Below are 26,976 nucleotides of genomic sequence, written 5' to 3'. Positions count from 1 at the left end.
CAGTTCATTCTGGTCACGGTTAGCCAGGCTCGCCGGGAAAGTTGCCAGTAACTGGCTGAACACACCGTTGATGATCTGCGCTACCTGCTGTACCTGCGGCTTTTCGTCGTACTGTTCCGGCATATTGTTGGCGATCCGGCGCATCTGCTCACGGTCAAAGTTAACCATCTGTGCGGCGATGTTTTTCATAAATCCACCCCGTAAATCCAGTCAGTGTTCGTCAGGTCGAGTTTTGGTTTGCCGGCTGTCACGCCAGCCTGTTGCTTGTTTCGGTTGATTTCGAGCTGGGTCCACTTGTCGCGGAGTTTGGCCGGACTCAGCACGTTACCGGACCAGAAGTTGTCCTGGCATGCCCAGCGGAACAGCACGCACATGTCGCGGTGGTTACGTCCGTCACGTTCACGCATCAGGCGGATATCGTTAGCCCACCCTGCAAAATTCGGTTTTCTGGCTGATGGCGCGATGGTCTTCACCATGTCAAACATCCACTCTGCGGCGGTCAGGTCTTCTGCTGTCCCCCACTTGCTGCCACTCTGAATTGCAGCATCCGGTTTCACCACAGGAAGGTCGTTTTCTGGCTGGTCAGAGGATTCGCCAGAATTCTCGGACGAAAAAGGTTTTATATTGTCTTTTGTTAGTTTGTCTTTTGTGTTTACCTGATTCGGGTAAACGCCTTTACCTGATTTGGGTAAACTTTTCTTACCTGATTCAGGTAAATTTACCTCTTTCAGGTAAACTTTATTTTTCTTACCTGATTCGGGTAATGTTGACCATTCACTGACCACATTATTAATGCCGATATTTCGCCCGCTCTGAATAAGAATCCCACGCTTTACCAGAACGCTTTTTGCAGCAGAACACTTGTGCGGCAATATCCCGGTCAACTCGGAAAGTTGCTCGTTGCTCACCCAATCCAGTTTTTTATTAAAGCCATATGTTTTGCGCATGACAGCCAGGAAGACCAGAAGCTGGTGCTGTGTTAATCCGGCCAGCATTACAGCTTCCAGCAACTCATTTGCAATGCGCGTATAACCATCATCGAGATCTGCCACGCGCGGCTCCTTTTGTGCCGCATCCGGCACTGGAAAATTGAATATCTCAGCAGTGTTTGCCATAATTCCTCCCGCAATGAGTGTGTTACGATTTGCACCTGAAAGTCGGTTCTGTTCCAGCAGACCGGCTTTCGCCATTTCTGAACCTGTCATATCGCCCCCAGCATGGTAGTAACCATCGCCATCAATGGACCAGCCAGATCTGGGGCCACACGAAACATCGACACAATACCTTCACTAATTTCCTTCAGTTTCTGGTGGCGTGGTGCGTTGAGAATGACAGCCTGTTTTGCCTCACTGAGTTCCTTTTCCATTTCAGCCAACCTAGCCATGAAGCTATCCTGCTCAACCAGGTAACCGCGATATTCCAGCGGTAGTACCGCCAGAATTGCCGGGGTCAGTTCACGCACGTTATTTCGGTATTTTTCAGAATCGAATTTGTTATCGAGGAAGCGGAACAGCTTCTGGCGTGCACGGCTGACATCATCAGGGAAATCGATGGTGCCGCCGCCCTGCTCCCGATACTCATTCACAATGAGTGTGGCAACGACATCCTGATTATCTACAGCCGACCAGGCGCGGACGGCATCACGGATTTTTTCGTGGCCTGGCACCTGTTTTGTTTGAGAACGATTTATCACCGCAGTCGGGCTAAATCCGCTAGTCTGTTGGTATGTAAGTGGTTGCATAATTGACTCCTTTAGTTTGAATTGACTGTTAAGTTGATTGCTTATTGTTAAAGAGCGTGAAATGGAAATTTAAGCTGCGTTCTTTTCGGTGTGTGGAAACAACTTCGGAAGATCCGGGCGAATCTGGTATGCCTTCACTACTCCACCAGTAGCCGTAACAATGCTGCCGACATGTTCAGGGGATACCTTTGCTTTGTTGTGAAGCCACTTATAGACGGCCTGCTGTGAAACTTCGCAAGCAGCGCCCAGTTTCTTTTGTGAACCAACGATATTGATCGCTGTTTTGATAGCTGGGTTCATAACAACCTCCGTGGTTAATTTGAATCAAGATTAAAACTATGGTTGTTTTTAGTCAACAACCATTTTCGTTTGATGGAATAAAACCTTGGTTGTACATTTGGACTATGAAAACAACACTCTCAGAAAGACTTAAAGAAGCCAGATTAGCGCGAGGCCTTACACAAAAGGCGCTTGGGGATTTGGTCGGGGTTAGCCAGGCTGCTATTCAGAAAATCGAAACAGGGAAAGCTAATCAAACAACTAAAATCGTGGAGATCGCGAACGCTTTGGGTGTGCGCGCAGAATGGTTATCTTCTGGCGTTGGAAATATGTCAGACAGTACAGTGCAACCAATACAATCAACTGTCAGCCATTCCAAATACTTCAAGATTGACGTTCTTGATATAGAAGTCAGTGCTGGGCCGGGTGTCATCAACCGTGAGTTTGTAGAAGTCCTACGCTCGGTTGAGTACTCGTTTGACGATGCTCGTCACATGTTCGATGGCAGGAAGGCAGAAAATATCCGCATCATTAACGTACGCGGTGACAGCATGTCAGGAACGATCGAACCAGGTGATCTGCTGTTCGTTGATATCACTGTTAAATCTTTCGACGGTGATGGTATCTATGCGTTTCTGTACGACGACACTGCCCATGTAAAGCGCCTGCAAATGATGAAGGATAAGCTGCTGGTTATCTCTGATAACAAGAGCTACTCACCGTGGGATCCGATCGAGAAAGACGAGATGAACCGAGTGTTCATCTTTGGGAAAGTTATTGGGAGTATGCCTCAGACATATAGGAAGCATGGTTAAAGTGAGGCTAAAAAACAGTTACAGCAATAGGCCTGTTGTTTTTCTTTAAACACGCAGTGTTAAACCGCTCTTTGAGATGCGGAGTAATGAGATGGAAGACTTGAATCACATAAGGGTTAGTGATGGAGTGCGTAGCGAGCAGCAATAGTGCAATACCTAATGTCGTTGAGGTAATACGTCGCATCAATGAAGGTTCCACTCAGCCATTTCTTTGCAAATGTGATGATGGGCAGTTGTATGTTTTGAAGTCAAAACCATCAATGCCCCCGAAAAATCTCTTAGCTGAGTTCATTTCGGCGTGTTTGGCTAATGATATCGGCCTTCCTTTACCTGACTTTAAAATCGTATTTGTGCCAGAGGAACTTATAGAGTACTCACCTGATCTGCAGCAACAAATTTGTACAGGATATGCCTTTGCTTCATTGTTCATTGACGGTGCAATAGCGTTAACGTTTACGCAGTCAAGAAACGAAACGATCATCCCAGTCGAACAGCAAAAATTAATCTATGTTTTTGATAAATGGATATTAAATGCAGACAGAACGCTTACTGACAAAGGTGGAAACGTTAACATCCTTTATGACATCAGTAACGATAAGTATTATCTGATTGACCATAATCTCTCATTTGATCAGAATGCTGGACCTGAAGATTTTTCTGTGCACGTGTACGGCCCTGGTAACCGCAAATGGCAATATGATTTAGTGGATCGCGTAGAGTACCGCCAGAGGGTCGTTAACAGTTTACACAAGCTTCCTGCTATCCTTGACGAAATTCCAGAAGAGTGGATAGTAGATGAGGAGTTTTTACCTTTTGTCTGCACTACGCTAGACAAAGGTGATTGTGATGAATTTTGGAGCGCAATAGAATGACAACTCCATGCCTATATAGCATCGTTCGCTATGCGCCTTATGCGGAGACTGAAGAGTTCGCAAACATAGGCGTACTTCTGTGCGCGCCAAAAGAAAATTACTTTGATTTCCAGCTCACAAAGCGAAATGACTCTCGTGTAAAGAATTTTTTCCATGATGATTGTATTTTCCCTGTAGCAAAAGACTCAATACAAAGAGAACTACAGTTCGCAAAAATGCATGCGACCCAGATTGTTGGACATCAACAACTTGCACAATTCTTCAGATATTTTACAAACAAAAAAGAATCAATTTTTCAGTTCAGTTCTACGAGAGTGATTCTCAGCGAAAACCCAAAAGAAGAGCTGGCCCGCATTTACAATAAATATGTAAACCACTCTGACTACACAAAAGAGCGCCGTGAAGATGTTCTAGCCAGAGAGCTAAAACGAAGTATCGATAGAATAGATGGATTGAAGAACGTCTTCAAACAAGCAACCATTGATGGGTATTTCGCAAAGTTCTCAATGCCATTGGTCGCCAAGAAGCATGACAGGATCCAATGTGCCATCAAACCTCTGGCATTCACTCAAGCTGAACCAGGAAAAATGATGGAGCATAGTGATACTTGGGTGATGAGAATAACTCGAGCAGCAGAAGAAAACCTGCTTTCACTTGATGACATTTTATTCACAATTGAAACTCCTGAATCACCAAACTCAGGCCAAAGCAAAGTTATTGACATCATAAAGAGAACTATGGATGCTAAGAAAATAAATCATATACCTGCATCCAACCACAAAGAAACTATTGATTTTGCAAAAAAAATACTTCCCCAAGTTTAAAATTTATTTTTGTATGTGATATTCCTTATTAATAACCCGGCCACCGTGCCGGGTTTTCTTTTGCCTCCCCTCATCACACAAACCGTTCAAAAAACCACCACGACCTCGCTTCAGTTATCGCTGTGCGATGCAAGTCACAAAATAAATCCATCCTAAATACAACCAGTTATATCTAAAACAACCAATAAAACAACTTTTGTTGTTGACGATAAAACAACTATAGTTTTAAATAAGTTCATCGCAACAACACAACGATACGGCAACTACCTGATTCACCGTTGCGATGACCGCTTAGATCCGCAGTTTGAATTTCAGCAGGCTTCGGGGAGTGCGAGGGGTGAAACGGACGCGTGAACGTCGGTGTGACCAGCTGAAATTAACTCAACATTTCATACCTTAGTCGCTTCAACGAGGCGGCTTAGTTATGACAACCGGCGGCCATCCACCGCCTGAATACGCGCAGAAGTCTCTATATGTTCAGCAGCCCAGCTTACGGGCAGGAGTTTTTATGGTTCATCAACATTATGGAACGCAGACCGTTAATCGAGGTGCGGTCATGCCAGGAATGCTGGTCAAACACAAAGATGGTACCTGGACTGCATCAGCTAATTTACGCGGACGGCTTTATCTGCATCGCGGCATCGAGCGCACTTATACCCGTGATTTGCTCGTGGAAGTTTTTCTCGACGGACGCGGTAACGGCCTGAATCACTAATCCCCTTTCCTGTTTTCCTAATCAGCCTGGCATTTCGCGGGCGATATTTTCACAGCTATTTTCAGGAGTTCAGCCATGAACGCTTATTACATTCAGGATCGTCTTGAGGCTCAGAGCTGGGCGCGTCACTACCAGCAGATCGCCCGTGAAGAGAAAGAGGCAGAACTGGCAGACGACATGGAAAAAGGCCTGCCCCAGCACCTGTTTGAATCGCTATGCATCGATCATTTGCAACGCCACGGGGCCAGCAAAAAAGCCATTACCCGTGCGTTTGATGACGATGTTGAGTTTCAGGAGCGCATGGCAGAACACATCCGGTACATGGTTGAAACCATTGCTCACCATCAGGTTGATATTGATTCAGAGGTATAAAACGGATGAGTACAGCACTCGCAACGCTGGCAGGGAAGCTGGCTGAACGTGTCGGCATGGATTCTGTCGACCCACTGGAACTGATCACCACTCTTCGCCAGACGGCATTTAAAGGTGATGCCAGCGATGCGCAGTTCATCGCATTGTTGATCGTCGCCAACCAGTACGGCCTTAATCCGTGGACGAAAGAAATTTACGCCTTCCCTGATAAGCAGAACGGCATCGTTCCGGTGGTGGGCGTTGATGGCTGGTCCCGCATCATCAATGAAAACCAGCAGTTTGATGGCATGGACTTTGAGCAGGACAATGAATCCTGTACATGCCGGATTTACCGCAAAGACCGTAATCATCCGATCTGCGTTACCGAGTGGATGGATGAATGCCGCCGCGAACCATTCAAAACCCGCGAAGGCAGAGAAATCACCGGACCGTGGCAGTCGCATCCCAAACGGATGTTACGGCATAAAGCCATGATTCAGTGTGCCCGTCTGGCCTTCGGATTTGCGGGTATCTATGACAAGGATGAAGCCGAGCGCATTGTCGAAAATACCGCATACACTGCAGAACGTCAGCCGGAACGCGACATCACTCCGGTTAACGATGAAACCATGCAGGAGATTAACACTCTGCTGATAGCCCTGGATAAAACATGGGATGACGACTTATTGCCGCTCTGTTCCCAGATATTTCGCCGCGACATTCGCGCATCGTCAGAACTGACACAAGCCGAAGCAGTGAAAGCTCTTGGATTCCTGAAACAGAAAGCCACTGAGCAGAAGGTGGCAGCATGACACCGGACATTATCCTGCAGCGTACCGGGATCGACGTGAGAGCTGTCGAACAGGGGGATGATGCATGGCACAAATTACGGCTCGGCGTCATCACCGCTTCAGAAGTTCACAACGTGATAGCAAAGCCCCGCTCAGGAAAGAAGTGGCCTGACATGAAAAGGTCCTACTTCCACACCCTGCTGGCTGAGGTTTGCACCGGTGTGGCTCCGGAAGTTAATGCTAAGGCGCTGGCCTGGGGAAAACAGTACGAGAACGACGCCAGAACCCTGTTTGAATTCACTTCCGGCGTGAATATTACTGAATCCCCGATCATCTATCGCGACGAAAGTATGCGCACCGCCTGCTCTCCCGATGGTTTATGCAGTGACGGCAACGGCCTTGAACTGAAATGCCCGTTTACCTCCCGGGATTTCATGAAATTCCGGCTCGGTGGTTTCGAGGCAATAAAATCGGCTTACATGGCCCAGGTGCAGTACAGCATGTGGGTGACGCGAAAAGATGCCTGGTACTTTGCCAACTATGACCCGCGCATGAAGCGTGAAGGCCTGCATTATGTCGTGATTGAGCGGAATGAAAAGTACATGGCGAGTTTTGACGAGATGGTGCCGGAGTTCATCGAAAAAATGGACGAGGCACTGGCTGAAATTGGTTTTGTATTTGGGGAGCAATGGCGATGACGCATCCTCACGATAATATCCGGGTAGGCGCAATCACTTTCGTCTACTCCGTTACAAAGCGAGGCTGGGTATTTCCCGGCCTTTCTGTAATCCGAAATCCCCTGAAAGCACAGCGGCTGGCTGAGGAGATAAATAATAAACGGGGGGGGCTGTATGCACAAAGCATCTCCCGTTGAGTTAAGAACGAGTATCGAGATGGCACATAGCCTCGCTCAAATTGGAGTCAGGTTTGTGCCAATACCAGTAGAAACAGACGAAGAATTTCACACGTTAGCCGCATCCCTTTCACAAAAGCTGGAAATGATGGTGGCGAAAGCAGAAGCAGATGAGAGAGACCAGGTATGACAACCACTGAATGCATTTTTCTGGCAGCGGGCTTCATATTCTGTGTGCTTATGCTTGCCGACATGGGACTTGTTCAATGACACCTCAGCAAGAAAACGCCCTTCGCAGTATTGCCCGTCAGGCTAATTCTGAAATCAAAAAAGCCAGACAGCAGTTTCCGGATAAAAACGTCGATGACATTTGCCGTAGCGTACTGAAGAAGCACCGCGAAACGGTAACGCTGATGGGATTCACACCGACTCATTTAAGCCTGGCGATCGGCATGTTAAACGGCGTCTTTAAGGAACGGTGAACATGAAAAGCAAAATCATCAGGGAGCTACAGGCTCCTTTTTTATTGTTCGCATTCACCCTCAAGCGTATTAACCAACAATTCAGGGATTAATGAAAGATGGCAGACATCATTGATTCAGCATCAGAAATCGAAGAATTACAGCGCAATACAGCAATAAAAATGCGTCGTCTGAACTATCAGACTGTATCCGCAACTCATTGTTGTGAATGTGGCGATCCGATAGATGAGCGAAGACGCCTGGCTGTTCAGGGTTGTCGGACTTGTGCAAGTTGCCAGGAGGAGATCGAACTTAAGAACAAACAATGGGGACTGTGATGGCCTCAAAGCAGCAAATTTCAACATCGTCCAACTGAGGTGTAAAAATGTTCAGAATCATTTTTCCTAACACCTGGTACGTCGACCACCACGGCACTCCCTGCAAAATCCTGCGTTCTACCCACAACAAAGTTCACTACATCCGAAAAGGCAGAACATGTATCGCCAGCATGTTCCGCTTTAATCATGACTTTGAACCTGTGAATAAAGCTGATGCAGATCGGATAGCAGAAGAGATCGAAACGGCAGAACACATTAAGAAGTTACGTGCCATACGCAGGAAATAGAAAAATTGATAAATTCAATACTGCATTTCTCAGCATTAAATTTATCTCTATGACCAGTCAAGAGATGTACCTGCCATGAGCTTAATATCATGTCAGATATATCGGTCACAAACTCCCTCAGCAGCTAAGAGGAGGACAAATGTCTCGACTAATCACTTTACAGGACTGGGCTAAAGAAGAATTTGGGGACTTAGCACCAAGTGAGCGAGTTCTGAAAAAATACGCGCAAGGGAAAATGATGGCCCCACCCGCTATAAAAGTTGGTCGCTACTGGATGATTGACCGAAATTCCCGTTTTGTAGGAACGCTTGCAGAACCGCAACTCCTAATAAACGCAAACCCAAAACTCCAACGGATAATCGCTGATGGCTGCTAGACCCCGATCTCACAAAATCTCTATACCCAATTTATATTGCAAATTAGATAAGCGAACCGGAAAGGTATATTGGCAATACAAACATCCACTATCCGGTCGTTTTCATAGCTTAGGAACTGATGAGAATGAAGCAAAACAAGTTGCTACTGAAGCAAATACCATTATTGCTGAACAACGTACCAGACAAATATTAAGCGTCAATGAGCGTCTGGAAAGAATGAAAGGCAGGCGCTCAGACATTACGGTGACAGAATGGCTTGATAAATATATTTCTATCCAGGAGGACAGGCTGCAACATAATGAACTAAGACCCAACTCCTATCGGCAAAAAGGCAAACCCATTCGTCTTTTCCGTGAGCATTGTGGAATGCAACACCTCAAGGATATTACCGCACTTGATATTGCCGAAATAATTGATGCTGTAAAGGCTGAAGGTCATAACAGGATGGCGCAAGTCGTGAGAATGGTGTTGATCGACGTCTTCAAAGAAGCACAACACGCAGGACATGTTCCGCCAGGATTTAACCCAGCGCAGGCAACAAAACAACCGCGAAATCGAGTAAACCGCCAAAGATTGTCACTGCCCGAATGGCAGGCAATATTTGAAAGCGTAAGCAGACGGCAGCCCTATTTAAAATGCGGCATGCTACTTGCTCTTGTTACTGGACAACGTTTAGGCGATATCTGCAATTTGAAATTCTCTGATATATGGGACGACATGTTGCACATTACTCAGGAAAAAACCGGTTCAAAACTTGCTATTCCGCTTAACCTGAAATGCGATGCTCTGAATATTACCCTTCGTGAAGTTATATCTCAGTGCAGGGATGCTGTTGTTAGTAAATATCTGGTCCATTACCGTCACACTACCTCTCAAGCAAACAGAGGAGACCAGGTTTCTGCAAATACTCTGACAACGGCTTTTAAAAAGGCCCGGGAAAAATGTGGCATAAAATGGGAGCAAGGAACTGCGCCCACATTTCATGAGCAGCGATCTCTGTCAGAACGGTTATATCGGGAACAGGGTCTGGATACGCAAAAGTTGTTAGGTCATAAATCCAGAAAAATGACCGACCGATACAATGATGATCGTGGTAAAGACTGGGTTATCGTAGATATTAAAACAGCATAGAAAATAGCCAGTTTTGGGGAAGGGTTTTGGGGAAGGGTTTTGGGGAAAGTTTTGGGGAAGATTTTACATCTTCATAAAACAACGGGCGTATAACACGCCCGTTTCAATATTTAACACATGTAGAGATTACATGTTCTTGATGATCGCGTCACCAAACTCTGAACATTTCAACAGTTTAGCGCCTTCCATCAGACGTTCGAAGTCATAGGTTACGGTCTTGGCGTTGATTGCGCCTTCCATACCTTTAACAATCAGGTCTGCGGCTTCAGTCCAACCCATATGGCGCAGCATCATCTCAGCGGAGAGAATTATAGAGCCTGGGTTAACTTTGTCCTGACCGGCATATTTCGGCGCAGTACCGTGGGTGGCTTCAAACAGGGCACATTCGTCACCGATGTTTGCGCCAGGGGCGATACCAATACCGCCAACCTGCGCTGCCAGGGCGTCAGAAATATAGTCACCGTTCAGGTTCATACAGGCGATAACGTCGTATTCAGCCGGACGCAGCAGGATCTGTTGCAGGAATGCATCAGCAATCACGTCTTTAATGACGATCTCTTTGCCGGTATTCGGGTTTTTAACTTTCAGCCACGGGCCGCCGTCGATCAGTTCACCGCCAAATTCTTCACGCGCCAGCTGGTAGCCCCAGTCTTTAAACGCGCCTTCGGTGAACTTCATGATGTTGCCTTTGTGCACCAGGGTCACAGAGTCACGATCGTTAGCAATTGCGTATTCGATCGCGGCACGAACCAGACGTTTGGTGCCTTCTTCAGAACACGGCTTAATGCCGATACCGCAATGTTCCGGGAAGCGAATTTTCTTCACGCCCATCTCTTCACGCAGGAATTTAATCACTTTCTCAGCGTCGGCAGAGTCAGCTTTCCATTCGATACCCGCATAAATGTCTTCCGAGTTTTCACGGAAGATAACCATATCGGTCAGTTCAGGGTGTTTAACCGGGCTTGGAGTGCCCTGATAGTAACGTACCGGACGCAGGCAGATGTAGAGATCCAGTTCCTGGCGCAGGGCTACGTTCAGAGAACGAATACCGCCACCAACCGGGGTGGTCAGCGGGCCTTTAATGGCAACGCGATATTCACGAATCAGATCAAGGGTTTCAGCAGGCAGCCAGACGTCCTGACCATAAACCTGTGTGGATTTTTCACCGGTGTAAATTTCCATCCAGGAGATTTTACGCTCGCCTTTATAGGCTTTCTCGACCGCAGCGTCGACCACTTTCAGCATGGCTGGGGTTACATCTACACCGATTCCATCACCTTCGATGTAAGGGATAATCGGATTTTCAGGAACGTTGAGTTTGCCGTTTTGCAGGGTGATCTTCTTGCCTTGTGCCGGAACAACTACTTTACTTTCCATTCACCTCTCCTTCGAGCGCTACTGGTTTGCTCGTCTGCCACCACGTTGCATATGCGTTTGCGTCCTGCGATACGGATGCTTTAGAGCAATTTTTTGTTAATGATTTGTAATTGGCTTGTCAATACTACCCTATTGTTTGCCGTCATGAAAGATGCGCGTTATTAGGCTATAATGCGGCAATTCATAATCTCTGAAAATACCATGCAAAAAACTTCTTTTAGAAATCACCAGGTTAAGCGATTCAGCTCGCAACGTTCTACCAGGCGTAAACCTGAAAACCAGCCCACGCGTGTGATCCTGTTCAATAAACCCTACGATGTTCTTCCGCAGTTCACCGATGAAGCAGGGCGTAAAACATTAAAAGAATTCATCCCGGTTCAGGGCGTTTATGCGGCTGGTCGTCTCGACAGAGATAGCGAAGGGTTACTGGTGCTGACTAATAATGGCGCGTTACAGGCGCGTTTAACCCAGCCGGGCAAACGCACCGGGAAAATCTATTATGTGCAGGTGGAAGGCATTCCTACGGAAGACGCTCTTGAAGCCTTGCGCAATGGCGTAACCTTAAATGATGGCCCTACCCTGCCCGCTGGCGTGGAATTGGCTGAAGAACCGGAGTGGTTATGGCCGCGTAATCCGCCAATTCGTGAACGCAAAAGTATTCCCACCAGCTGGCTGAAGATCACCTTATATGAAGGACGTAATCGCCAGGTACGCCGCATGACCGCCCATGTTGGTTTCCCCACACTGCGACTGATTCGCTATGCGATGGGGAGTTACACGCTGGATAATCTTGCTAATGGCGAATGGCGAGAAACCACAGAATAAGGAAGCACAATGTTTAAACCGCACGTTACCGTTGCCTGCGTGGTGCACGCAGAAGGCAAATTTTTAGTCGTTGAAGAGACGATTAATGGTAAAGCGTTATGGAACCAACCTGCCGGGCATCTGGAAGCAGATGAAACCTTAGTGGAAGCCGCCGCGCGTGAGCTGTGGGAAGAGACGGGCATCAGCGCGAAACCGCAACATTTCATCCGTATGCATCAGTGGATTGCGCCAGATAAAACGCCGTTTTTGCGTTTCCTCTTTGCCATTGAACTTGAGCAAATATGCCCGACCCAGCCTCATGACAGCGATATCGACTGCTGCCGTTGGGTCAGCGCCGAAGAAATTTTACAGGCGTCAAATCTTCGTTCGCCGCTGGTGGCGGAAAGTATTCGTTGTTATCAAAGCGGGCAACGCTATCCGCTGGAGATGATTGGCGATTTTAACTGGCCTTTTACAAAGGGTGTCATCTAAAAGGCTGCGTGATAGAATACGCCGCCTTGAAGTTCAATGTCGTGAGTGATCCAATGTCTGAAACCGCAAAAAAAGTAATCGTCGGCATGTCCGGCGGTGTCGATTCCTCCGTTTCTGCCTGGCTGTTGCAACAACAGGGATATCAGGTCGAAGGCCTGTTTATGAAGAACTGGGAAGAAGACGACGGTGAGGAATATTGCACGGCGGCAGCGGATCTGGCTGATGCCCAGGCTGTCTGCGACAAGCTCGGCATTGAACTGCACACCGTCAACTTTGCTGCTGAATACTGGGACAACGTCTTCGAACTGTTTCTTGCCGAATATAAAGCCGGTCGCACGCCGAATCCGGATATTCTGTGCAACAAAGAGATCAAATTTAAAGCCTTCCTCGAATTTGCCGCCGAAGATTTAGGTGCCGATTATATCGCTACCGGTCATTACGTTCGTCGCGCAGATGTCGATGGCAAGAGCCGCTTGCTGCGTGGTCTGGACAGCAACAAAGACCAGAGCTACTTCCTTTACACGCTTAGCCATGAGCAGATTGCGCAAAGCCTGTTCCCGGTCGGCGAACTGGAAAAACCGCAGGTGCGTAAGATTGCTGAAGATCTCGGTCTGGTTACCGCGAAGAAAAAAGACTCTACCGGCATTTGCTTTATTGGCGAACGTAAATTCCGCGAGTTCCTGGGGCGTTATCTCCCGGCGCAACCGGGCAAAATCATTACCGTTGATGGCGATGAAATTGGCGAACACCAGGGGCTGATGTATCACACCCTCGGTCAGCGTAAAGGTCTGGGTATCGGTGGCACTAAAGATGGCACCGAAGAACCGTGGTACGTCGTCGATAAAGACGTCGAGAATAACATTCTGGTTGTCGCGCAGGGTCATGAGCATCCACGTCTGATGTCTGTTGGGTTGATTGCCCAGCAGTTGCACTGGGTCGATCGTGAACCGTTCACCGGCACTATGCGTTGTACGGTAAAAACCCGCTATCGCCAGACCGATATCCCCTGCACCGTCAAGGCGCTGGACGATGATCGCATTGAAGTGATTTTCGATGAACCCGTTGCCGCAGTGACTCCGGGTCAGTCTGCCGTCTTCTACAACGGTGAAGTGTGCCTCGGTGGCGGTATTATTGAGCAGCGTCTGCCGCTGCCGGTCTGATTATTATCTTTACTTAAAACAAGGAAGCAGTGAACGTGGCAAAGAATTACTATGACATCACCCTCGCCCTGGCCGGTATTTGTCAGTCGGCTCGCCTGGTGCAACAACTCGCTCACCAGGGGCATTGTGATGCCGATGCGCTACACGTTTCACTCAACAGTATTATTGATATGAACCCCAGCTCCACGCTGGCGGTTTTTGGCGGTAGCGAAGCCAACCTGCGCGTCGGGCTGGAAACCCTGCTCGGCGTGCTCAATGCCAGCAGCCGTCAGGGTTTGAACGCTGAGTTAACCCGCTACACCCTTAGCCTGATGGTGCTTGAGCGTAAACTTTCATCTGCCAAAGGTGCGCTCGACACTCTGGGCAACCGGATCAACGGCCTGCAACGCCAGCTCGAACACTTCGATTTACAGTCCGAAACGCTGATGAGCGCGATGGCCGCCATCTATGTTGATGTTATCAGCCCGCTTGGCCCGCGCATTCAGGTCACCGGTTCCCCTGCTGTACTGCAAAGCCCGCAGGTGCAGGCGAAAGTTCGCGCAACCCTGCTGGCAGGCATTCGCGCCGCCGTGCTCTGGCACCAGGTCGGCGGTGGACGTCTGCAACTGATGTTTTCTCGTAATCGCCTGACCACTCAGGCAAAACAAATTCTTGCTCATTTAACCCCGGAGTTGTGATCTATGGAATTATCCTCACTGACCGCCGTTTCCCCTGTCGATGGACGCTACGGCGATAAAGTCAGCGCGCTGCGCGGGATTTTCAGCGAATATGGTTTGCTGAAATTCCGTGTACAAGTTGAAGTACGTTGGCTGCAAAAACTAGCCGCGCACGCAGCGATCAAGGAAGTTCCTGCTTTTGCTGCCGACGCAATCGGTTACCTTGATGCAATCGTCGCTAATTTCAGCGAAGAAGATGCTGCACGCATCAAAACCATCGAGCGTACCACTAACCACGACGTTAAAGCGGTTGAGTATTTCCTGAAAGAAAAAGTGGCAGATATCCCGGAACTGCACGCGGTATCTGAATTCATTCACTTTGCCTGTACTTCGGAAGATATCAATAACCTCTCCCACGCGTTGATGCTGAAAACCGCGCGTGATGAAGTGATCCTGCCATACTGGCGTCAACTGATTGACGGTATTAAAGATCTCGCTATTCAGTACCGCGATATTCCGCTGCTGTCCCGTACCCACGGTCAGCCAGCCACGCCGTCAACCATCGGGAAAGAGATGGCTAACGTTGCCTACCGTATGGAACGCCAGTACCGCCAACTTAACCAGGTGGAGATCCTCGGCAAAATCAACGGCGCGGTCGGTAACTATAACGCCCACATTGCCGCTTACCCGGAAGTTGACTGGCATCAGTTTAGCGAAGAGTTCGTCACCTCGCTGGGTATTCAGTGGAACCCGTACACTACCCAGATCGAACCGCACGACTACATTGCCGAGCTGTTTGATTGCGTTGCGCGCTTTAACACTATTCTGATCGACTTTGACCGTGACGTCTGGGGTTATATCGCTCTTAACCACTTCAAACAGAAAACCATTGCTGGTGAGATTGGTTCTTCCACCATGCCGCATAAGGTTAACCCGATCGACTTCGAAAACTCCGAAGGGAACCTGGGGCTTTCCAACGCAGTGTTGCAGCACCTGGCCAGCAAACTGCCGGTTTCCCGCTGGCAGCGTGACTTGACCGACTCCACCGTGCTGCGTAACCTCGGCGTGGGTATTGGTTATGCACTGATTGCTTACCAGTCTACCCTGAAAGGCGTGAGCAAACTGGAAGTGAACCGTGACCATCTGCTGGATGAACTGGATCACAACTGGGAAGTGCTGGCTGAGCCGATCCAGACAGTCATGCGTCGCTATGGCATTGAAAAACCGTATGAAAAGCTGAAAGAGCTGACTCGCGGTAAGCGCGTTGACGCCGAAGGCATGAAGCAATTTATCGACGGTCTGGCGCTGCCAGAAGAAGAGAAAGCGCGCCTGAAAGCGATGACGCCGGCTAATTATATTGGTCGTGCCATCACGATGGTTGATGAGCTGAAATAATCCCCTGTCAAGGTCGGATGGCGATGCTGTCCGGCCTGCTTGTTAAGCTAATCTTTTCCTGTGTTGCCTCCCCTACCCGCTGGTTTAATTAATGTTTACTCCCATAAATACATAATCGCGTTACACTATTTTAATAATTAAGACAGGGAGAAATAAAAATGCGCGTACTGGTTGTCGAAGACAATGCGTTGTTACGTCACCATCTTAAAGTTCAGATTCAGGACGCTGGTCATCAGGTCGATGACGCAGAAGATGCCAAAGAAGCAGATTATTATCTCAATGAACATTTACCGGATATTGCCATTGTCGATCTTGGCTTGCCTGATGAAGATGGTCTGTCGCTGATCCGCCGCTGGCGTAGCAACGATGTTTCACTACCGATTCTGGTATTGACCGCCCGTGAAAGCTGGCAGGACAAAGTCGAAGTCTTAAGTGCCGGTGCTGATGATTACGTGACCAAACCGTTTCATATTGAAGAGGTGATGGCGCGTATGCAGGCGTTGATGCGGCGTAATAGCGGTCTGGCTTCACAGGTTATTTCGCTGCCACCGTTTCAGGTTGATCTCTCCCGCCGTGAATTATCCATTAACGACGAAGTGATCAAACTGACCGCGTTTGAATACACCATTATGGAAACGCTAATCCGTAATAACGGCAAAGTGGTCAGCAAAGATTCGCTGATGTTACAGCTCTATCCGGATGCCGAACTGCGGGAAAGCCATACCATTGATGTATTAATGGGCCGACTGCGTAAGAAAATTCAGACGCAATATCCGCAAGAAGTGATTACCACCGTTCGCGGCCAGGGCTATCTGTTCGAATTGCGCTGATGAAAAAATTACTGCGTATTTTTTCCCCACTCTCGCTACGGGTTCGTTTTCTGTTGGCAACGGCAGCGGTAGTGCTGGTGCTTTCGCTTGCCTACGGGATGGTCGCGCTGATCGGTTATAGCGTCAGTTTCGATAAAACCACGTTTCGGCTGTTACGTGGCGAGAGCAACCTGTTCTATACCCTCGCGAAGTGGGAAAACAACAAATTGCATGTCGAATTGCCAGAAAATATCGACAAGCAAAGCCCTACTATGACACTGATCTATGATGAGAACGGGCAACTTTTATGGGCGCAGCGTGACGTTCCCTGGTTGATGAAAATGATCCAGCCTGACTGGCTGAAATCTAATGGCTTCCATGAAATAGAAGCGGATGTTAACGATACCAGCATCTTGCTGAGTGAAGATCATTCTATACAGCAACAGTTGCAGGAAGTACGGGAGGATGACGACGACGCTGAGATGACTCACTCGGTGGCAGTAAACATCTATCCGGCAACGTCGCAGATGCCAAAGTTAACCATTGTGGTGGTTGATACCATCCCTGTAGAGCTTAAAAGTTCCTATATGGTGTGGAGCTGGTTTGTCTATGTGCTCTCAGCCAACCTGCTGTTAGTGATCCCTCTGTTATGGGTCGCCGCCTGGTGGAGTTTACGCCCTATCGAAGCCCTGGCAAAAGAAGTCCGCGAACTGGAAGAGCACAACCGGGAACTACTCAACCCTACCACCACGAGGGAACTTACCAGCCTGGTACGTAACCTGAACCGACTGTTAAAAAGTGAGCGTGAACGTTACGACAAATACCGCACTACGCTCACCGACCTGACGCACAGTCTGAAAACACCGCTGGCGGTGCTGCAAAGTACGCTACGTTCCATGCGTAGTGAGAAGATGAGCGTCAGCGAAGCAGAGCCGGTAATGCTGGAACAAATCAGCCGCATCTCGCAACAAATTGGCTACTACCTGCATCGCGCCAGTATGCGCGGTGGAACATTACTTAGCCGCGAATTGCATCCTGTCGCCCCACTGCTGGACAATCTCACCTCGGCGCTGAACAAAGTTTATCAGCGTAAAGGGGTTAATATTTCCCTCGATATCTCGCCAGAAATCAGCTTTGTGGGTGAGCAGAATGATTTTGTCGAAGTGATGGGCAACGTACTGGATAACGCCTGTAAATACTGTCTTGAGTTTGTCGAAATTTCAGCCAGACAAACCGATGATCATCTCTATATTGTGGTCGAGGATGATGGCCCCGGTATCCCGAAAAGCAAGCGTGAAGTGGTCTTCGACCGTGGTCAACGTGTTGACACTTTGCGCCCCGGACAAGGTGTCGGTCTGGCAGTCGCACGTGAAATTACCGAGCAATACGACGGAAAAATCATCGCCGGAGAGAGTATGCTCGGCGGTGCACGAATGGAAGTGATTTTTGGTCGCCAGCATTCTTCGCCAAAGAGTGAATAAATATGCCCTTTCTTCACGCATTACGTTAAGCATCCGTTATAATCGGTTGCAGATACCAGCCTGTGGATGCTTAACATGGAATACCAACTTACCCTTAACTGGCCCGATTTTCTTGAACGCCACTGGCAGAAACGTCCGGTAGTGTTAAAACGCGGCTTTAATAATTTTATTGACCCAATCTCTCCAGACGAGTTAGCGGGTCTGGCGATGGAAAGCGAAGTCGACAGTCGGCTGGTCAGTCACCAGGATGGTAAATGGCAGGTCAGCCACGGTCCATTCGAAAGCTACGATCATCTCGGTGAGACCAACTGGTCATTGCTGGTGCAGGCAGTAAATCACTGGCATGAACCAACTGCCGCGCTGATGCGTCCGTTTCGTGAACTGCCGGACTGGCGCATTGACGACCTGATGATCTCATTTTCCGTACCCGGCGGCGGCGTCGGCCCGCATCTCGATCAATACGATGTGTTTATTATCCAGGGAACTGGTCGTCGTCGCTGGCGAGTGGGCGAAAAGCTGCAAATGAAACAGCACTGCCCGCACCCGGATCTGTTACAGGTCGATCCGTTCGAAGCCATCATCGATGAAGAGCTGGAGCCTGGCGATATTCTTTATATTCCGCCGGGATTCCCGCACGAAGGCTACGCGCTGGAAAATGCGATGAACTACTCTGTCGGTTTTCGTGCGCCCAATACGCGGGAGCTGATCAGCGGTTTTGCCGATTATGTTCTGCAACGTGAGCTGGGCGGTAATTATTACAGCGATCCGGATATCCCTCCTCGCGCCCATCCGGCTGATGTTCTGCCGCAAGAGATGGATAAACTGCGTGAGATGATGCTTGAACTGATCAACCAGCCGGAACACTTTAAACAGTGGTTTGGCGAGTTTATTTCCCAGTCACGTCATGAACTGGATATCGCGCCGCCAGAGCCGCCTTATCAGCCGGATGAAATCTACGATGCGCTGAAACAAGGTGATGTGCTGGTGCGCCTGGGTGGTCTGCGCGTATTGCGCATTGGTGATGATGTATACGCCAATGGTGAAAAGATCGATTCTCCGCACCGTCCGGCACTGGATGCGCTCGCCAGTAATATTGTGCTGACTGCCGAGAATTTTGGCGATGCGCTGGAAGATCCATCATTCCTCGCGATGCTCGCGGCGCTGGTCAATAGCGGGTATTGGTTCTTCGAAGGGTAAGTTTGGATGTAAGCCGGATGCGGCATCACATGCCGCATCCCTTTTCGCTTACTTCCGTTGCGCCGTTAACTCGGCAATACGCACGATCACCTGCACCGCTTTTTCCATTCCTTCCAGGGTCACAAACTCATGTTTACCATGATAGTTGTAACCGCCAGTGAACAGGTTCGGGCACGGTAATCCCATAAACGACAACTGCGCGCCGTCGGTGCCGCCACGGATCGGCTTCAGATCCGGTTCAATATCACAATCGCGCATCGCCTGCTGGGCGATATCGAGAATATGCGGATGATCCACAATTTTCTCGCGCATGTTGTAGTAACTGTCTTCAATCACCAGTTCAATGTAGCAATCAGGGTGCAGCCCTTTGCCCACTTTCTTGGCAATCTCCATCATCTTACGTTTACGCGCTTCAAACTGTTTACGATCGAAATCACGAATGATGTAGTGCATATCGGCGCGCTCAACGGTGCCTTTCATGCTCGTCAGGTGATAAAAACCTTCATAACCTTCGGTAGTTTCTGGGCTTTCATCCGCCGGAACTTCTGCATGAATGCGTGCAGCCAGCGATAGCGCGTTAACCATCACGCCTTTTGCCGAGCCAGGGTGAACGTTGTTACCGACAATTTTGATATTCACCGATGCGGCGTTGAAGTTTTCAAACTCCAGTTCGCCTACGCCACCACCATCGACGGTGTAAGCCCAACGAGCATCAAAGGCGTCAACATCAAAGTGTTTCGCCCCTTTCCCCACTTCTTCATCTGGCGTAAAGGCGACGCGAATATCGCCATGCGGAATGTTTTTCTGCTGCAATACCGCCAGCGCGGTCATAATTTCCGCAATACCGGCTTTATCGTCAGCGCCCAATAGCGTTTTGCCATCGGTGGTGATCAGCGTCTGCCCCAGCAATTGATGCAGAACCGGGAACATCACTGGTGACAAGACTTCGTCGCCAATACCCAGCGCGATGTCGCCACCACGATAGTTTTCAACAATTTGCGGATTTACATTTTTACCGCTGCAATCCGGAGAGGTATCCACATGAGAAATAAAACCAATCGCCGGGATATCGCCAGGAACGTTAGCCGGTAACGTCGCCATTAGCGTTCCTTTCTCACTTAAGGTCACATTGATAAGCCCCATCTCTTCGAGCTGATCTTTCAACAAATGCAATAACTTCCACTGACCTTCCGTGCTGGGAACCTGTCTCACTCCCGCTTTTGATTGGGTATCCAGAGACACGTAGTTCAAAAAACGCTCAAGTAGTTTATCCATGTAGTCACCCTCACTTTTCGTGACAACATTATTAAGAAGCAAGAAAAGACAAATATTGCGTCAGGTCACTTTTACCCCTGCAAGCGGGAATATTTATCAACATTACCTTAATCAATATAAAGCTAAGCCAGTAATTCACAACAAGGATTGGCGATTCCGATGGTTTGCCGTAGAATTACCGCCCTCATTAAGAGTCACCAAGGTGGTTAACCACAAACCCCGCATCGGTAAGCCATCCGTTGCGTTTACATGGGACAGAGTAAAAAATTGAATAAACAACCGAGTTCGCTTTCACCGCTGGTGCAATTGGCGGGAATTCGCAAATGCTTTGATGGTAAAGAAGTCATTCCCCAGCTTGATCTGACTATCAACAATGGCGAGTTCCTCACGCTGCTTGGCCCTTCTGGCTGCGGTAAAACAACCGTTCTTCGCCTGATTGCGGGTCTGGAAACTGTTGATTCCGGGCGCATCATGCTGGATAACGAGGACATCACCCACGTTCCGGCGGAAAACCGCTATGTGAACACCGTTTTCCAAAGCTACGCGTTATTCCCCCACATGACCGTATTCGAAAATGTGGCCTTTGGGTTGCGTATGCAAAAAACCCCCGCTGCTGAAATTACGCCTCGCGTGATGGAAGCCCTGCGGATGGTACAACTGGAAACCTTCGCTCAACGCAAACCGCATCAACTCTCTGGCGGTCAGCAGCAACGCGTGGCCATTGCCCGCGCAGTGGTTAACAAGCCTCGTCTGTTGTTGCTTGATGAATCGCTTTCCGCGCTGGATTACAAACTGCGCAAACAGATGCAGAACGAGTTAAAAGCGTTACAGCGAAAACTTGGCATTACTTTCGTCTTCGTTACCCACGACCAGGAAGAGGCACTCACTATGTCTGACCGGATTGTGGTGATGCGCGATGGTCGCATTGAACAAGACGGCACACCACGTGAAATCTACGAAGAACCCAAAAACCTGTTTGTTGCCGGATTCATTGGCGAAATCAATATGTTTAACGCCACGGTGATCGAACGTCTCGACGAGCAACGCGTACGCGCCAACGTTGAAGGCCGCGAGTGTAATATCTACGTTAACTTCGCCGTTGAACCTGGGCAAAAACTGCATGTTCTGTTACGCCCGGAAGACTTACGCGTTGACGAAATCAACGATGATAACCACGTCGAAGGGCTGATTGGTTACGTTCGCGAGCGTAACTACAAAGGCATGACGCTGGAGTCGGTTGTCGAACTGGAAAATGGCAAGATGGTGATGGTCAGCGAATTCTTCAACGAAGACGATCCTGACTTTGACCACTCACTCGACCAGAAAATGGCCATTAATTGGGTAGAAAGCTGGGAGGTCGTACTGGCTGATGAAGAACACAAGTAAGTTCCAGAATGTAGTGATTGTCACTATCGTCGGTTGGCTTGTGTTGTTTGTCTTTCTGCCCAACCTGATGATCATTGGCACCAGCTTTTTGACCCGCGACGACGCGAGTTTCGTCAAAATGGTCTTTACGCTGGATAACTACACACGTCTGCTCGATCCGCTCTATTTTGAAGTGCTCGTGCACTCACTGAATATGGCGCTGATCGCCACTCTCGCCTGCCTGGTGCTGGGCTACCCGTTTGCCTGGTTTCTGGCAAAACTGCCGCATAAAGTGCGACCGCTGCTGCTGTTTCTGCTGATTGTTCCGTTCTGGACAAACTCGCTGATTCGTATCTACGGGCTAAAAATTTTCCTCAGCACCAAAGGTTATCTCAACGAGTTCCTGCTGTGGCTGGGCGTTATTGATACCCCAATTCGCATCATGTTCACCCCCAGCGCGGTGATTATCGGTCTGGTTTACATTCTGCTGCCGTTTATGGTGATGCCACTCTATTCCAGTATTGAAAAACTGGATAAACCTTTACTGGAAGCGGCGCGCGATCTCGGTGCCAGCAAATTGCAGACTTTTATCCGTATTATTATTCCGCTGACGATGCCGGGAATTATTGCCGGATGTCTGCTGGTGATGCTGCCAGCTATGGGCTTGTTCTATGTATCCGACCTGATGGGTGGTGCGAAAAACCTGCTGATCGGTAACGTCATCAAGGTTCAGTTCCTTAATATTCGCGACTGGCCGTTTGGCGCCGCCACCAGCATTACGCTGACTATCGTAATGGGCCTGATGTTGCTGGTTTACTGGCGCGCTTCTCGTTTGCTGAATAAGAAGGTGGAACTCGAATGATCGGTCGACTGCTTCGCGGCGGTTTTATGACCGCTATCTACGCGTACCTGTATATCCCAATCATTATTTTGATTGTGAACTCCTTTAACAGCTCGCGCTTTGGCATCAACTGGCAGGGTTTTACCACCAAATGGTATAGCCTGCTGATGAACAACGACAGCCTGTTACAGGCAGCGCAGCATTCACTAACAATGGCGGTGTTTTCGGCGACGTTTGCTACGCTTATCGGTTCACTGACGGCAGTTGCACTGTACCGTTATCGCTTTCGTGGTAAGCCGTTCGTTAGCGGAATGCTGTTTGTGGTGATGATGTCACCAGATATCGTGATGGCGATTTCGCTGCTGGTGCTGTTTATGCTGCTGGGTATTCAGCTTGGCTTCTGGTCGCTGCTGTTCTCGCATATCACCTTCTGCCTGCCATTTGTGGTGGTGACAGTGTATTCGCGCCTGAAAGGTTTTGATGTGCGGATGCTGGAAGCGGCGAAAGATCTCGGCGCCAGCGAATTTACCATTCTACGGAAAATCATTTTGCCACTGGCAATGCCAGCTGTGGCTGCGGGCTGGGTGCTAAGCTTTACCCTGTCGATGGACGATGTGGTAGTTTCGTCGTTTGTCACCGGACCGAGCTATGAAATTCTGCCGTTAAAAATTTATTCGATGGTCAAAGTCGGCGTATCGCCGGAAGTTAACGCGCTGGCAACCATATTACTGGTGCTGTCGCTGGTAATGGTAATTGCCAGCCAGCTTATTGCTCGTGATAAAACGAAAGGTAACACAGGGGACGTTAAATGAAAAAATGGTCACGCCACCTGCTCGCGGCGGGTGCTCTGGCACTGGGCATGAGCGCCGCTCACGCCGATGACAACAACACGCTGTATTTCTACAACTGGACCGAGTACGTGCCGCCAGGACTGCTTGAACAGTTCACCAAAGAAACCGGTATTAAGGTTATCTATTCGACTTACGAGTCGAACGAAACCATGTATGCCAAGCTGAAAACGTACAAAGACGGTGCCTATGATCTGGTGGTTCCTTCAACCTATTACGTCGATAAAATGCGTAAAGAAGGGATGATCCAGAAGATCGACAAGTCGAAGTTAACGAACTTCAGCAATCTCGATCCAGACATGCTCAACAAGCCTTTTGACCCGAATAACGACTACTCCATTCCGTATATCTGGGGTGCGACGGCGATTGGCGTTAACGGTGATGCGGTGGATCCGAAATCCGTTACCAGCTGGGCCGATCTGTGGAAGCCTGAGTACAAAGGCAGCCTGCTGCTGACCGACGATGCCCGTGAAGTGTTCCAGATGGCGCTGCGTAAGCTGGGCTATTCCGGTAACACCACCGATCCGAAAGAGATTGAAGCTGCATATAACGAGCTGAAAAAACTGATGCCAAACGTCGCAGCGTTTAACTCCGATAACCCGGCTAACCCGTACATGGAAGGCGAAGTTAACCTCGGCATGATCTGGAACGGTTCTGCTTTCGTTGCGCGCCAGGCGGGTACGCCAATTGACGTGGTGTGGCCGAAAGAAGGCGGCATTTTCTGGATGGACAGCCTGGCGATCCCGGCAAATGCCAAAAACAAAGAAGGCGCGCTGAAATTGATCAACTTCCTGCTGCGCCCGGATGTGGCAAAACAGGTTGCCGAAACTATCGGTTATCCAACGCCAAACCTTGCGGCGCGTAAGCTGTTAAGCCCGGAAGTAGCGAACGATAAAACGCTCTACCCGGATGCTGAAACCATTAAAAATGGTGAATGGCAGAATGACGTTGGCGCAGCCAGCAGCATTTATGAAGAGTATTATCAGAAGCTGAAAGCAGGACGTTAATTCAGCAAACGGGCGGTGGTATTACCGCCCGTTTTTTATTTAGCAAGGAAGTGACATATGAGTCAGGACAGTAACGTTTTATCCCGCTCTTTCGTCGGTATTGGTTTGGTACTGCTCGTTATTTCTGTTGTTATATTTTACAACCAGTTCACCTATACCAAAAATGCGATGCATACCGAAGGGGTCATTGTTGATGCCGTCTGGTACAACAATCATTCAAACGACGTCGGTGATAATGGTTCCTGGTATCCAGTGGTTGCCTTTCGCCCTACACCAGATTACACGCTAATTTTTAATTCAAATATTGGTAGTGATTTTTATGAAGATAGCGAAGGTGACAAAGTCAATGTCTATTATCCGCCAGGGCATCCAGAAGAAGCCGAAATAAACAATCCCTGAGTTAATTTTTTTGAATGGGGCTTTGTTGGCATAGCAGGCATTATTTTCGGTGGTATCGGTCTGATAATCATGGTCCCCTCCTCTAAAAAATCACGCAGGAACAGGAAGTCCCGCCCATGAAAAAATTCATACGAGTAAAAGTTAAAAGAGGCCGATAAAGTGCGCGTGTATTATGCCGGATGCGGCGTTAACGCCTTATCAGGCCTACAAAACCCGCAAATTCAATTAATTGCGCCCTATCGTAGGCCTGATAAGCGTAGCGCATCAGGCAATTACTCCTGATTTATAATCCCTTCAGCAACTTTTCAACAAACTCTGGCACCACCTGGCTTGCCGGGCCGTAATATTTCTCGGCAAATTCGTTACCAACCTGGCTCGGCTCAAGATTGAGTTCCACGGTGTGCGCGCCATGCAATTTTGCTTCATGAACAAAACCGGCCGCCGGATAAACATGCCCGGATGTGCCAATGGCAATGAAAATATCCGCCATCGCCAGTGCCATATAAATTTCATCCATGCCAAGCGGCATTTCGCCAAACCACACCACGTGCGGGCGCAGCGGAGCCGGAAACTGGCAGCAATGACATTTATCTTCTGGCGTAACATCACCAGTCCAGTCGAGAACCTGCCCGCTTTGCGAACAACGTACTTTCAGCAATTCTCCATGCATATGAATCACATTGGTATTGCCTGCGCGTTCATGCAGGTTATCGATATTCTGCGTCACCAGCAAAAAGCGGTCGCCGAGGGCATCTTGCAGTTTAGCCAGCGCAAGATGCGCGGCGTTAGGCTGTATTTCTGGCTGCTGTAACTGTCGGCGACGAGCGTTATAAAACGCTTGCACCAGTTCAGGGTCGCGATCAAAGCCCTCTGGCGTCGCAACATCTTCAACACGATGTTCTTCCCACAGGCCATCTGCGGCGCGAAAGGTACGAATACCTGATTCCGCAGAAATACCAGCCCCTGTCAGTACGAGTACTCTTGGTTTTTCCATTGCTTCCGACACCACTTTATCTCTGAAAAAAATACGCTGACGTAAACGCTCGCGCAGGCGGCGTTTATTTTTACGAAAACGACTTAACCGATGACCCCGACGCGACAGCATAGCAACCTCTGTTGTTTAATCGGTTAGATGTAGGAAGGCAGCTCCACGCATTCCGCCTGCATCACCGTGGCGCGCGCGTTCAATGCGCGGAACACGAGCTACAGGTAAGAGATGACGAGGCAGCCTGTCCGCCAGTTGCGTTGTGATTGCCGGGAAATTGGATAAACCACCGCCAATGACCACCAGATCAGGGTCAATAATGGTCAGGATGTTTCCCAGACAAACCGCTAATAGATCCAGATAACGCTCAACATGCGCCCTTGCCTGCTCATCGCCTTGATCATAAAGCGCAATAATTTCGGGAGCCTGCAACGGTTGATGATAATAGTGTTGATACAGCCACGCAAAACCGCGACCAGACAGATAATTTTCAATGCAGCCATGCTGACCACAGCCGCAGCGGCGTAATGGGAAATCAAGCCCCATCATGGTTAACGCATCGACCGGCAGACGCATATGACCAAACTCGCCGGTAATATAGCTTTTACCCGTCACCGCTTTACCGTTAAACACCAGTCCACCGCCAACGCCAGTGCCGAGAATTAACCCCATCACCAGCGGATATTGGGTAAATTCATCATCCCAGGCTTCAGAAAGGGCAAAACAGTTCGCGTCATTATCAAGTCGCACATCGCGCTCAAGACGTGCGCTCAGGTCGGCACGCAGCGGTTTACCGCTGGCAGCGGGGACATTGGCGGCATACAGCGTGCCATCTTCTGTTTCCGGCATTCCCGGAATACCGATGCCGACAGAACCTTTACAGCCAAAACGCTGATCGGCTTCGACGACCAGCTCGCACACTGCATCTAAAAATGCGTCATAGCTGTCACGCGGTGTCGGCACCCGCTTTTCCCACTGCAACTGCCGACTGCTATCAAATACGCCAAGCGCAATTTTTGTTCCACCAATATCAAACCCGTAATACATTGC

Annotated in this window: 32 protein-coding genes and 3 pseudogenes; 27 read left to right on the top strand and 8 right to left on the bottom strand. The window is 48.9% G+C overall.

The features are described 5' to 3' along the window. The 4 genes and pseudogenes from RGV86_RS21715 to RGV86_RS21700 form a co-directional block, all read right to left on the bottom strand. Positions 1–189 (bottom strand): annotated as a pseudogene (locus RGV86_RS21715) (replication protein P); the annotation flags it as partial. Next, positions 186–1,205 carry a replication protein gene (locus RGV86_RS21710; RefSeq protein WP_077693932.1) on the bottom strand — a complete coding sequence of 340 codons (1,020 nt, stop codon included), beginning with the start codon at positions 1,203–1,205 and terminating at the stop codon, positions 186–188. The gene RGV86_RS21710 and the pseudogene RGV86_RS21715, both read right to left, overlap by 4 nt. Then, complete coding sequence (locus RGV86_RS21705; RefSeq protein WP_021550616.1) at positions 1,202–1,741, bottom strand: toxin YdaT domain-containing protein; 540 nt, start codon at positions 1,739–1,741, stop codon at positions 1,202–1,204. Before RGV86_RS21705 ends, RGV86_RS21710 begins: the two co-directional genes overlap by 4 nt. Positions 1,742–1,810: 69 nt before the next feature. Further along, on the bottom strand, positions 1,811–2,041 hold the full coding sequence (locus RGV86_RS21700) for a transcriptional regulator (protein WP_001067458.1): 231 nt from the start codon (positions 2,039–2,041) through the stop codon (positions 1,811–1,813). A gap of 104 nt (positions 2,042–2,145) precedes the next feature. Here RGV86_RS21700 and RGV86_RS21695 point away from each other — a divergent pair, with 104 nt between their 5' ends. The 14 genes and pseudogenes from RGV86_RS21695 (at position 2,146) to RGV86_RS21630 (ending at position 9,835) form a co-directional block, all read left to right on the top strand. Continuing rightward, positions 2,146–2,835 carry a S24 family peptidase gene (locus tag RGV86_RS21695; RefSeq protein WP_000858975.1) on the top strand — a complete coding sequence of 230 codons (690 nt, stop codon included), beginning with the start codon at positions 2,146–2,148 and terminating at the stop codon, positions 2,833–2,835. Positions 2,836–2,957: 122 nt separating this feature from the next. After that, positions 2,958–3,707, top strand: a complete 750-nt coding sequence (locus tag RGV86_RS21690) for a HipA family kinase (RefSeq protein ID WP_000389051.1) — start codon at positions 2,958–2,960, stop codon at positions 3,705–3,707. After that, complete coding sequence (locus RGV86_RS21685; RefSeq protein WP_000210934.1) at positions 3,704–4,531, top strand: DUF3037 domain-containing protein; 828 nt, start codon at positions 3,704–3,706, stop codon at positions 4,529–4,531. Before RGV86_RS21690 ends, RGV86_RS21685 begins: the two co-directional genes overlap by 4 nt. 508 nt (positions 4,532–5,039) lie before the next feature. Then, positions 5,040–5,246, top strand: a complete 207-nt coding sequence (locus RGV86_RS21680) for a phage encoded cell division inhibitor protein (RefSeq protein ID WP_000233576.1) — start codon at positions 5,040–5,042, stop codon at positions 5,244–5,246. Positions 5,247–5,321: 75 nt separating this feature from the next. Then, positions 5,322–5,618, top strand: coding sequence for a host-nuclease inhibitor Gam family protein (locus RGV86_RS21675; protein WP_000995439.1), 297 nt, complete (start codon positions 5,322–5,324; stop codon positions 5,616–5,618). 5 nt (positions 5,619–5,623) lie between these two features. Continuing rightward, positions 5,624–6,409, top strand: a complete 786-nt coding sequence (gene bet, locus RGV86_RS21670; RefSeq protein ID WP_021550614.1) for a phage recombination protein Bet — start codon at positions 5,624–5,626, stop codon at positions 6,407–6,409. Further along, positions 6,406–7,086 (top strand): lambda exonuclease family protein, encoded by a 681-nt coding sequence (locus tag RGV86_RS21665; protein WP_021550613.1) that lies wholly within the window; start codon positions 6,406–6,408, stop codon positions 7,084–7,086. Before bet ends, RGV86_RS21665 begins: the two co-directional genes overlap by 4 nt. Continuing rightward, positions 7,083–7,267: pseudogene (locus tag RGV86_RS21660) on the top strand (DUF1317 domain-containing protein). The gene RGV86_RS21665 and the pseudogene RGV86_RS21660 overlap by 4 nt, the downstream one beginning before the upstream one ends. Then, entirely contained in the window at positions 7,240–7,431 is a 192-nt protein-coding gene (locus RGV86_RS21655) for a DUF1382 family protein (RefSeq protein WP_000548531.1), read from the top strand. Before RGV86_RS21660 ends, RGV86_RS21655 begins: the two are co-directional and overlap by 28 nt. A gap of 76 nt (positions 7,432–7,507) precedes the next feature. After that, on the top strand, positions 7,508–7,723 hold the full coding sequence (locus RGV86_RS21650; protein WP_000188870.1) for a hypothetical protein: 216 nt from the start codon (positions 7,508–7,510) through the stop codon (positions 7,721–7,723). A gap of 98 nt (positions 7,724–7,821) precedes the next feature. Next, a complete protein-coding gene (locus tag RGV86_RS21645) occupies positions 7,822–8,040 on the top strand; it encodes a TraR/DksA family transcriptional regulator (protein ID WP_000763385.1) in 219 nt (72 codons plus the stop codon). Between the two features lie 47 nt (positions 8,041–8,087). Further along, on the top strand, positions 8,088–8,327 hold the full coding sequence (locus RGV86_RS21640; RefSeq protein ID WP_000488406.1) for a DUF4222 domain-containing protein: 240 nt from the start codon (positions 8,088–8,090) through the stop codon (positions 8,325–8,327). A 139-nt stretch (positions 8,328–8,466) separates the two neighbouring features. Next, complete coding sequence (locus RGV86_RS21635; RefSeq protein WP_000088652.1) at positions 8,467–8,703, top strand: excisionase; 237 nt, start codon at positions 8,467–8,469, stop codon at positions 8,701–8,703. Beyond that, positions 8,693–9,835: a site-specific integrase gene (locus RGV86_RS21630; protein WP_000741339.1), complete on the top strand. Its 1,143-nt coding sequence runs from the start codon at positions 8,693–8,695 to the stop codon at positions 9,833–9,835. Before RGV86_RS21635 ends, RGV86_RS21630 begins: the two co-directional genes overlap by 11 nt. Positions 9,836–9,961: 126 nt before the next feature. Here RGV86_RS21630 and icd read toward each other — a convergent pair whose 3' ends face one another. Next, positions 9,962–11,212, bottom strand: coding sequence for an NADP-dependent isocitrate dehydrogenase (gene icd, locus RGV86_RS21625; protein ID WP_000444487.1), 1,251 nt, complete (start codon positions 11,210–11,212; stop codon positions 9,962–9,964). Between the two features lie 171 nt (positions 11,213–11,383). On the opposite strand from icd, the gene rluE reads away from it, so the two are divergent. The 8 genes from rluE (at position 11,384) to roxA (ending at position 19,206) form a co-directional block, all read left to right on the top strand. Further along, positions 11,384–12,037: a 23S rRNA pseudouridine(2457) synthase RluE gene (gene rluE / locus RGV86_RS21620; protein ID WP_001248687.1), complete on the top strand. Its 654-nt coding sequence runs from the start codon at positions 11,384–11,386 to the stop codon at positions 12,035–12,037. Between the two features lie 9 nt (positions 12,038–12,046). Further along, positions 12,047–12,508 carry a phosphatase NudJ gene (gene nudJ, locus RGV86_RS21615; RefSeq protein WP_000476081.1) on the top strand — a complete coding sequence of 154 codons (462 nt, stop codon included), beginning with the start codon at positions 12,047–12,049 and terminating at the stop codon, positions 12,506–12,508. A 53-nt stretch (positions 12,509–12,561) separates the two neighbouring features. Then, positions 12,562–13,668, top strand: coding sequence for a tRNA 2-thiouridine(34) synthase MnmA (gene mnmA / locus RGV86_RS21610; RefSeq protein ID WP_010345559.1), 1,107 nt, complete (start codon positions 12,562–12,564; stop codon positions 13,666–13,668). Positions 13,669–13,703: 35 nt separating this feature from the next. Beyond that, on the top strand, positions 13,704–14,345 hold the full coding sequence (gene hflD / locus RGV86_RS21605) for a high frequency lysogenization protein HflD (protein ID WP_001297479.1): 642 nt from the start codon (positions 13,704–13,706) through the stop codon (positions 14,343–14,345). A gap of 3 nt (positions 14,346–14,348) precedes the next feature. Then, positions 14,349–15,719: an adenylosuccinate lyase gene (gene purB / locus RGV86_RS21600; protein WP_000423715.1), complete on the top strand. Its 1,371-nt coding sequence runs from the start codon at positions 14,349–14,351 to the stop codon at positions 15,717–15,719. Positions 15,720–15,877: 158 nt separating this feature from the next. Beyond that, the gene (gene phoP, locus RGV86_RS21595) at positions 15,878–16,549 is read left to right on the top strand and encodes a two-component system response regulator PhoP (protein WP_001265482.1); all 672 of its coding nucleotides are present in this window, start codon (positions 15,878–15,880) and stop codon (positions 16,547–16,549) included. Continuing rightward, on the top strand, positions 16,549–18,009 hold the full coding sequence (phoQ, locus tag RGV86_RS21590; protein ID WP_000735366.1) for a two-component system sensor histidine kinase PhoQ: 1,461 nt from the start codon (positions 16,549–16,551) through the stop codon (positions 18,007–18,009). Before phoP ends, phoQ begins: the two co-directional genes overlap by 1 nt. A 75-nt stretch (positions 18,010–18,084) precedes the next feature. Next, entirely contained in the window at positions 18,085–19,206 is a 1,122-nt protein-coding gene (gene roxA, locus RGV86_RS21585) for a [50S ribosomal protein L16]-arginine 3-hydroxylase (RefSeq protein WP_000456504.1), read from the top strand. Positions 19,207–19,254: 48 nt separating this feature from the next. Here the strand turns inward: roxA and pepT are convergent, their stop codons facing one another. Further along, the gene (gene pepT / locus RGV86_RS21580) at positions 19,255–20,481 is read right to left on the bottom strand and encodes a peptidase T (RefSeq protein ID WP_000359429.1); all 1,227 of its coding nucleotides are present in this window, start codon (positions 20,479–20,481) and stop codon (positions 19,255–19,257) included. A gap of 249 nt (positions 20,482–20,730) precedes the next feature. Here pepT and potA point away from each other — a divergent pair, with 249 nt between their 5' ends. From potA to RGV86_RS21555, 5 genes and pseudogenes are all read left to right on the top strand, one after another. Then, positions 20,731–21,867, top strand: a complete 1,137-nt coding sequence (gene potA / locus RGV86_RS21575) for a spermidine/putrescine ABC transporter ATP-binding protein PotA (protein ID WP_000531593.1) — start codon at positions 20,731–20,733, stop codon at positions 21,865–21,867. After that, positions 21,851–22,708 (top strand): spermidine/putrescine ABC transporter permease PotB, encoded by an 858-nt coding sequence (gene potB / locus RGV86_RS21570; RefSeq protein ID WP_000799415.1) that lies wholly within the window; start codon positions 21,851–21,853, stop codon positions 22,706–22,708. Before potA ends, potB begins: the two co-directional genes overlap by 17 nt. Then, on the top strand, positions 22,705–23,499 hold the full coding sequence (gene potC, locus RGV86_RS21565) for a spermidine/putrescine ABC transporter permease PotC (RefSeq protein WP_000580316.1): 795 nt from the start codon (positions 22,705–22,707) through the stop codon (positions 23,497–23,499). Before potB ends, potC begins: the two co-directional genes overlap by 4 nt. Next, positions 23,496–24,542: a spermidine/putrescine ABC transporter substrate-binding protein PotD gene (potD, locus tag RGV86_RS21560; RefSeq protein WP_000759317.1), complete on the top strand. Its 1,047-nt coding sequence runs from the start codon at positions 23,496–23,498 to the stop codon at positions 24,540–24,542. Before potC ends, potD begins: the two co-directional genes overlap by 4 nt. 57 nt (positions 24,543–24,599) lie before the next feature. Next, a pseudogene (locus RGV86_RS21555) lies at positions 24,600–25,061 on the top strand (DUF3592 domain-containing protein). Positions 25,062–25,224: 163 nt separating this feature from the next. Here the strand turns inward: RGV86_RS21555 and cobB are convergent. Then, positions 25,225–26,046, bottom strand: a complete 822-nt coding sequence (gene cobB, locus RGV86_RS21550; RefSeq protein WP_032225396.1) for a Sir2 family NAD+-dependent deacetylase — start codon at positions 26,044–26,046, stop codon at positions 25,225–25,227. 15 nt (positions 26,047–26,061) lie between these two features. Next, complete coding sequence (gene nagK, locus RGV86_RS21545) at positions 26,062–26,973, bottom strand: N-acetylglucosamine kinase (protein WP_032225397.1); 912 nt, start codon at positions 26,971–26,973, stop codon at positions 26,062–26,064. Positions 26,974–26,976 lie beyond the last annotated feature (3 nt).

It is taken from the genome of Escherichia ruysiae (genome assembly GCF_031323975.1).
Lineage (GTDB): Bacteria > Pseudomonadota > Gammaproteobacteria > Enterobacterales > Enterobacteriaceae > Escherichia > Escherichia ruysiae.
The sequence above is the reverse complement of the archived record's forward strand: the minus strand, read 5'-3'. Positions and strand labels throughout refer to the sequence as shown.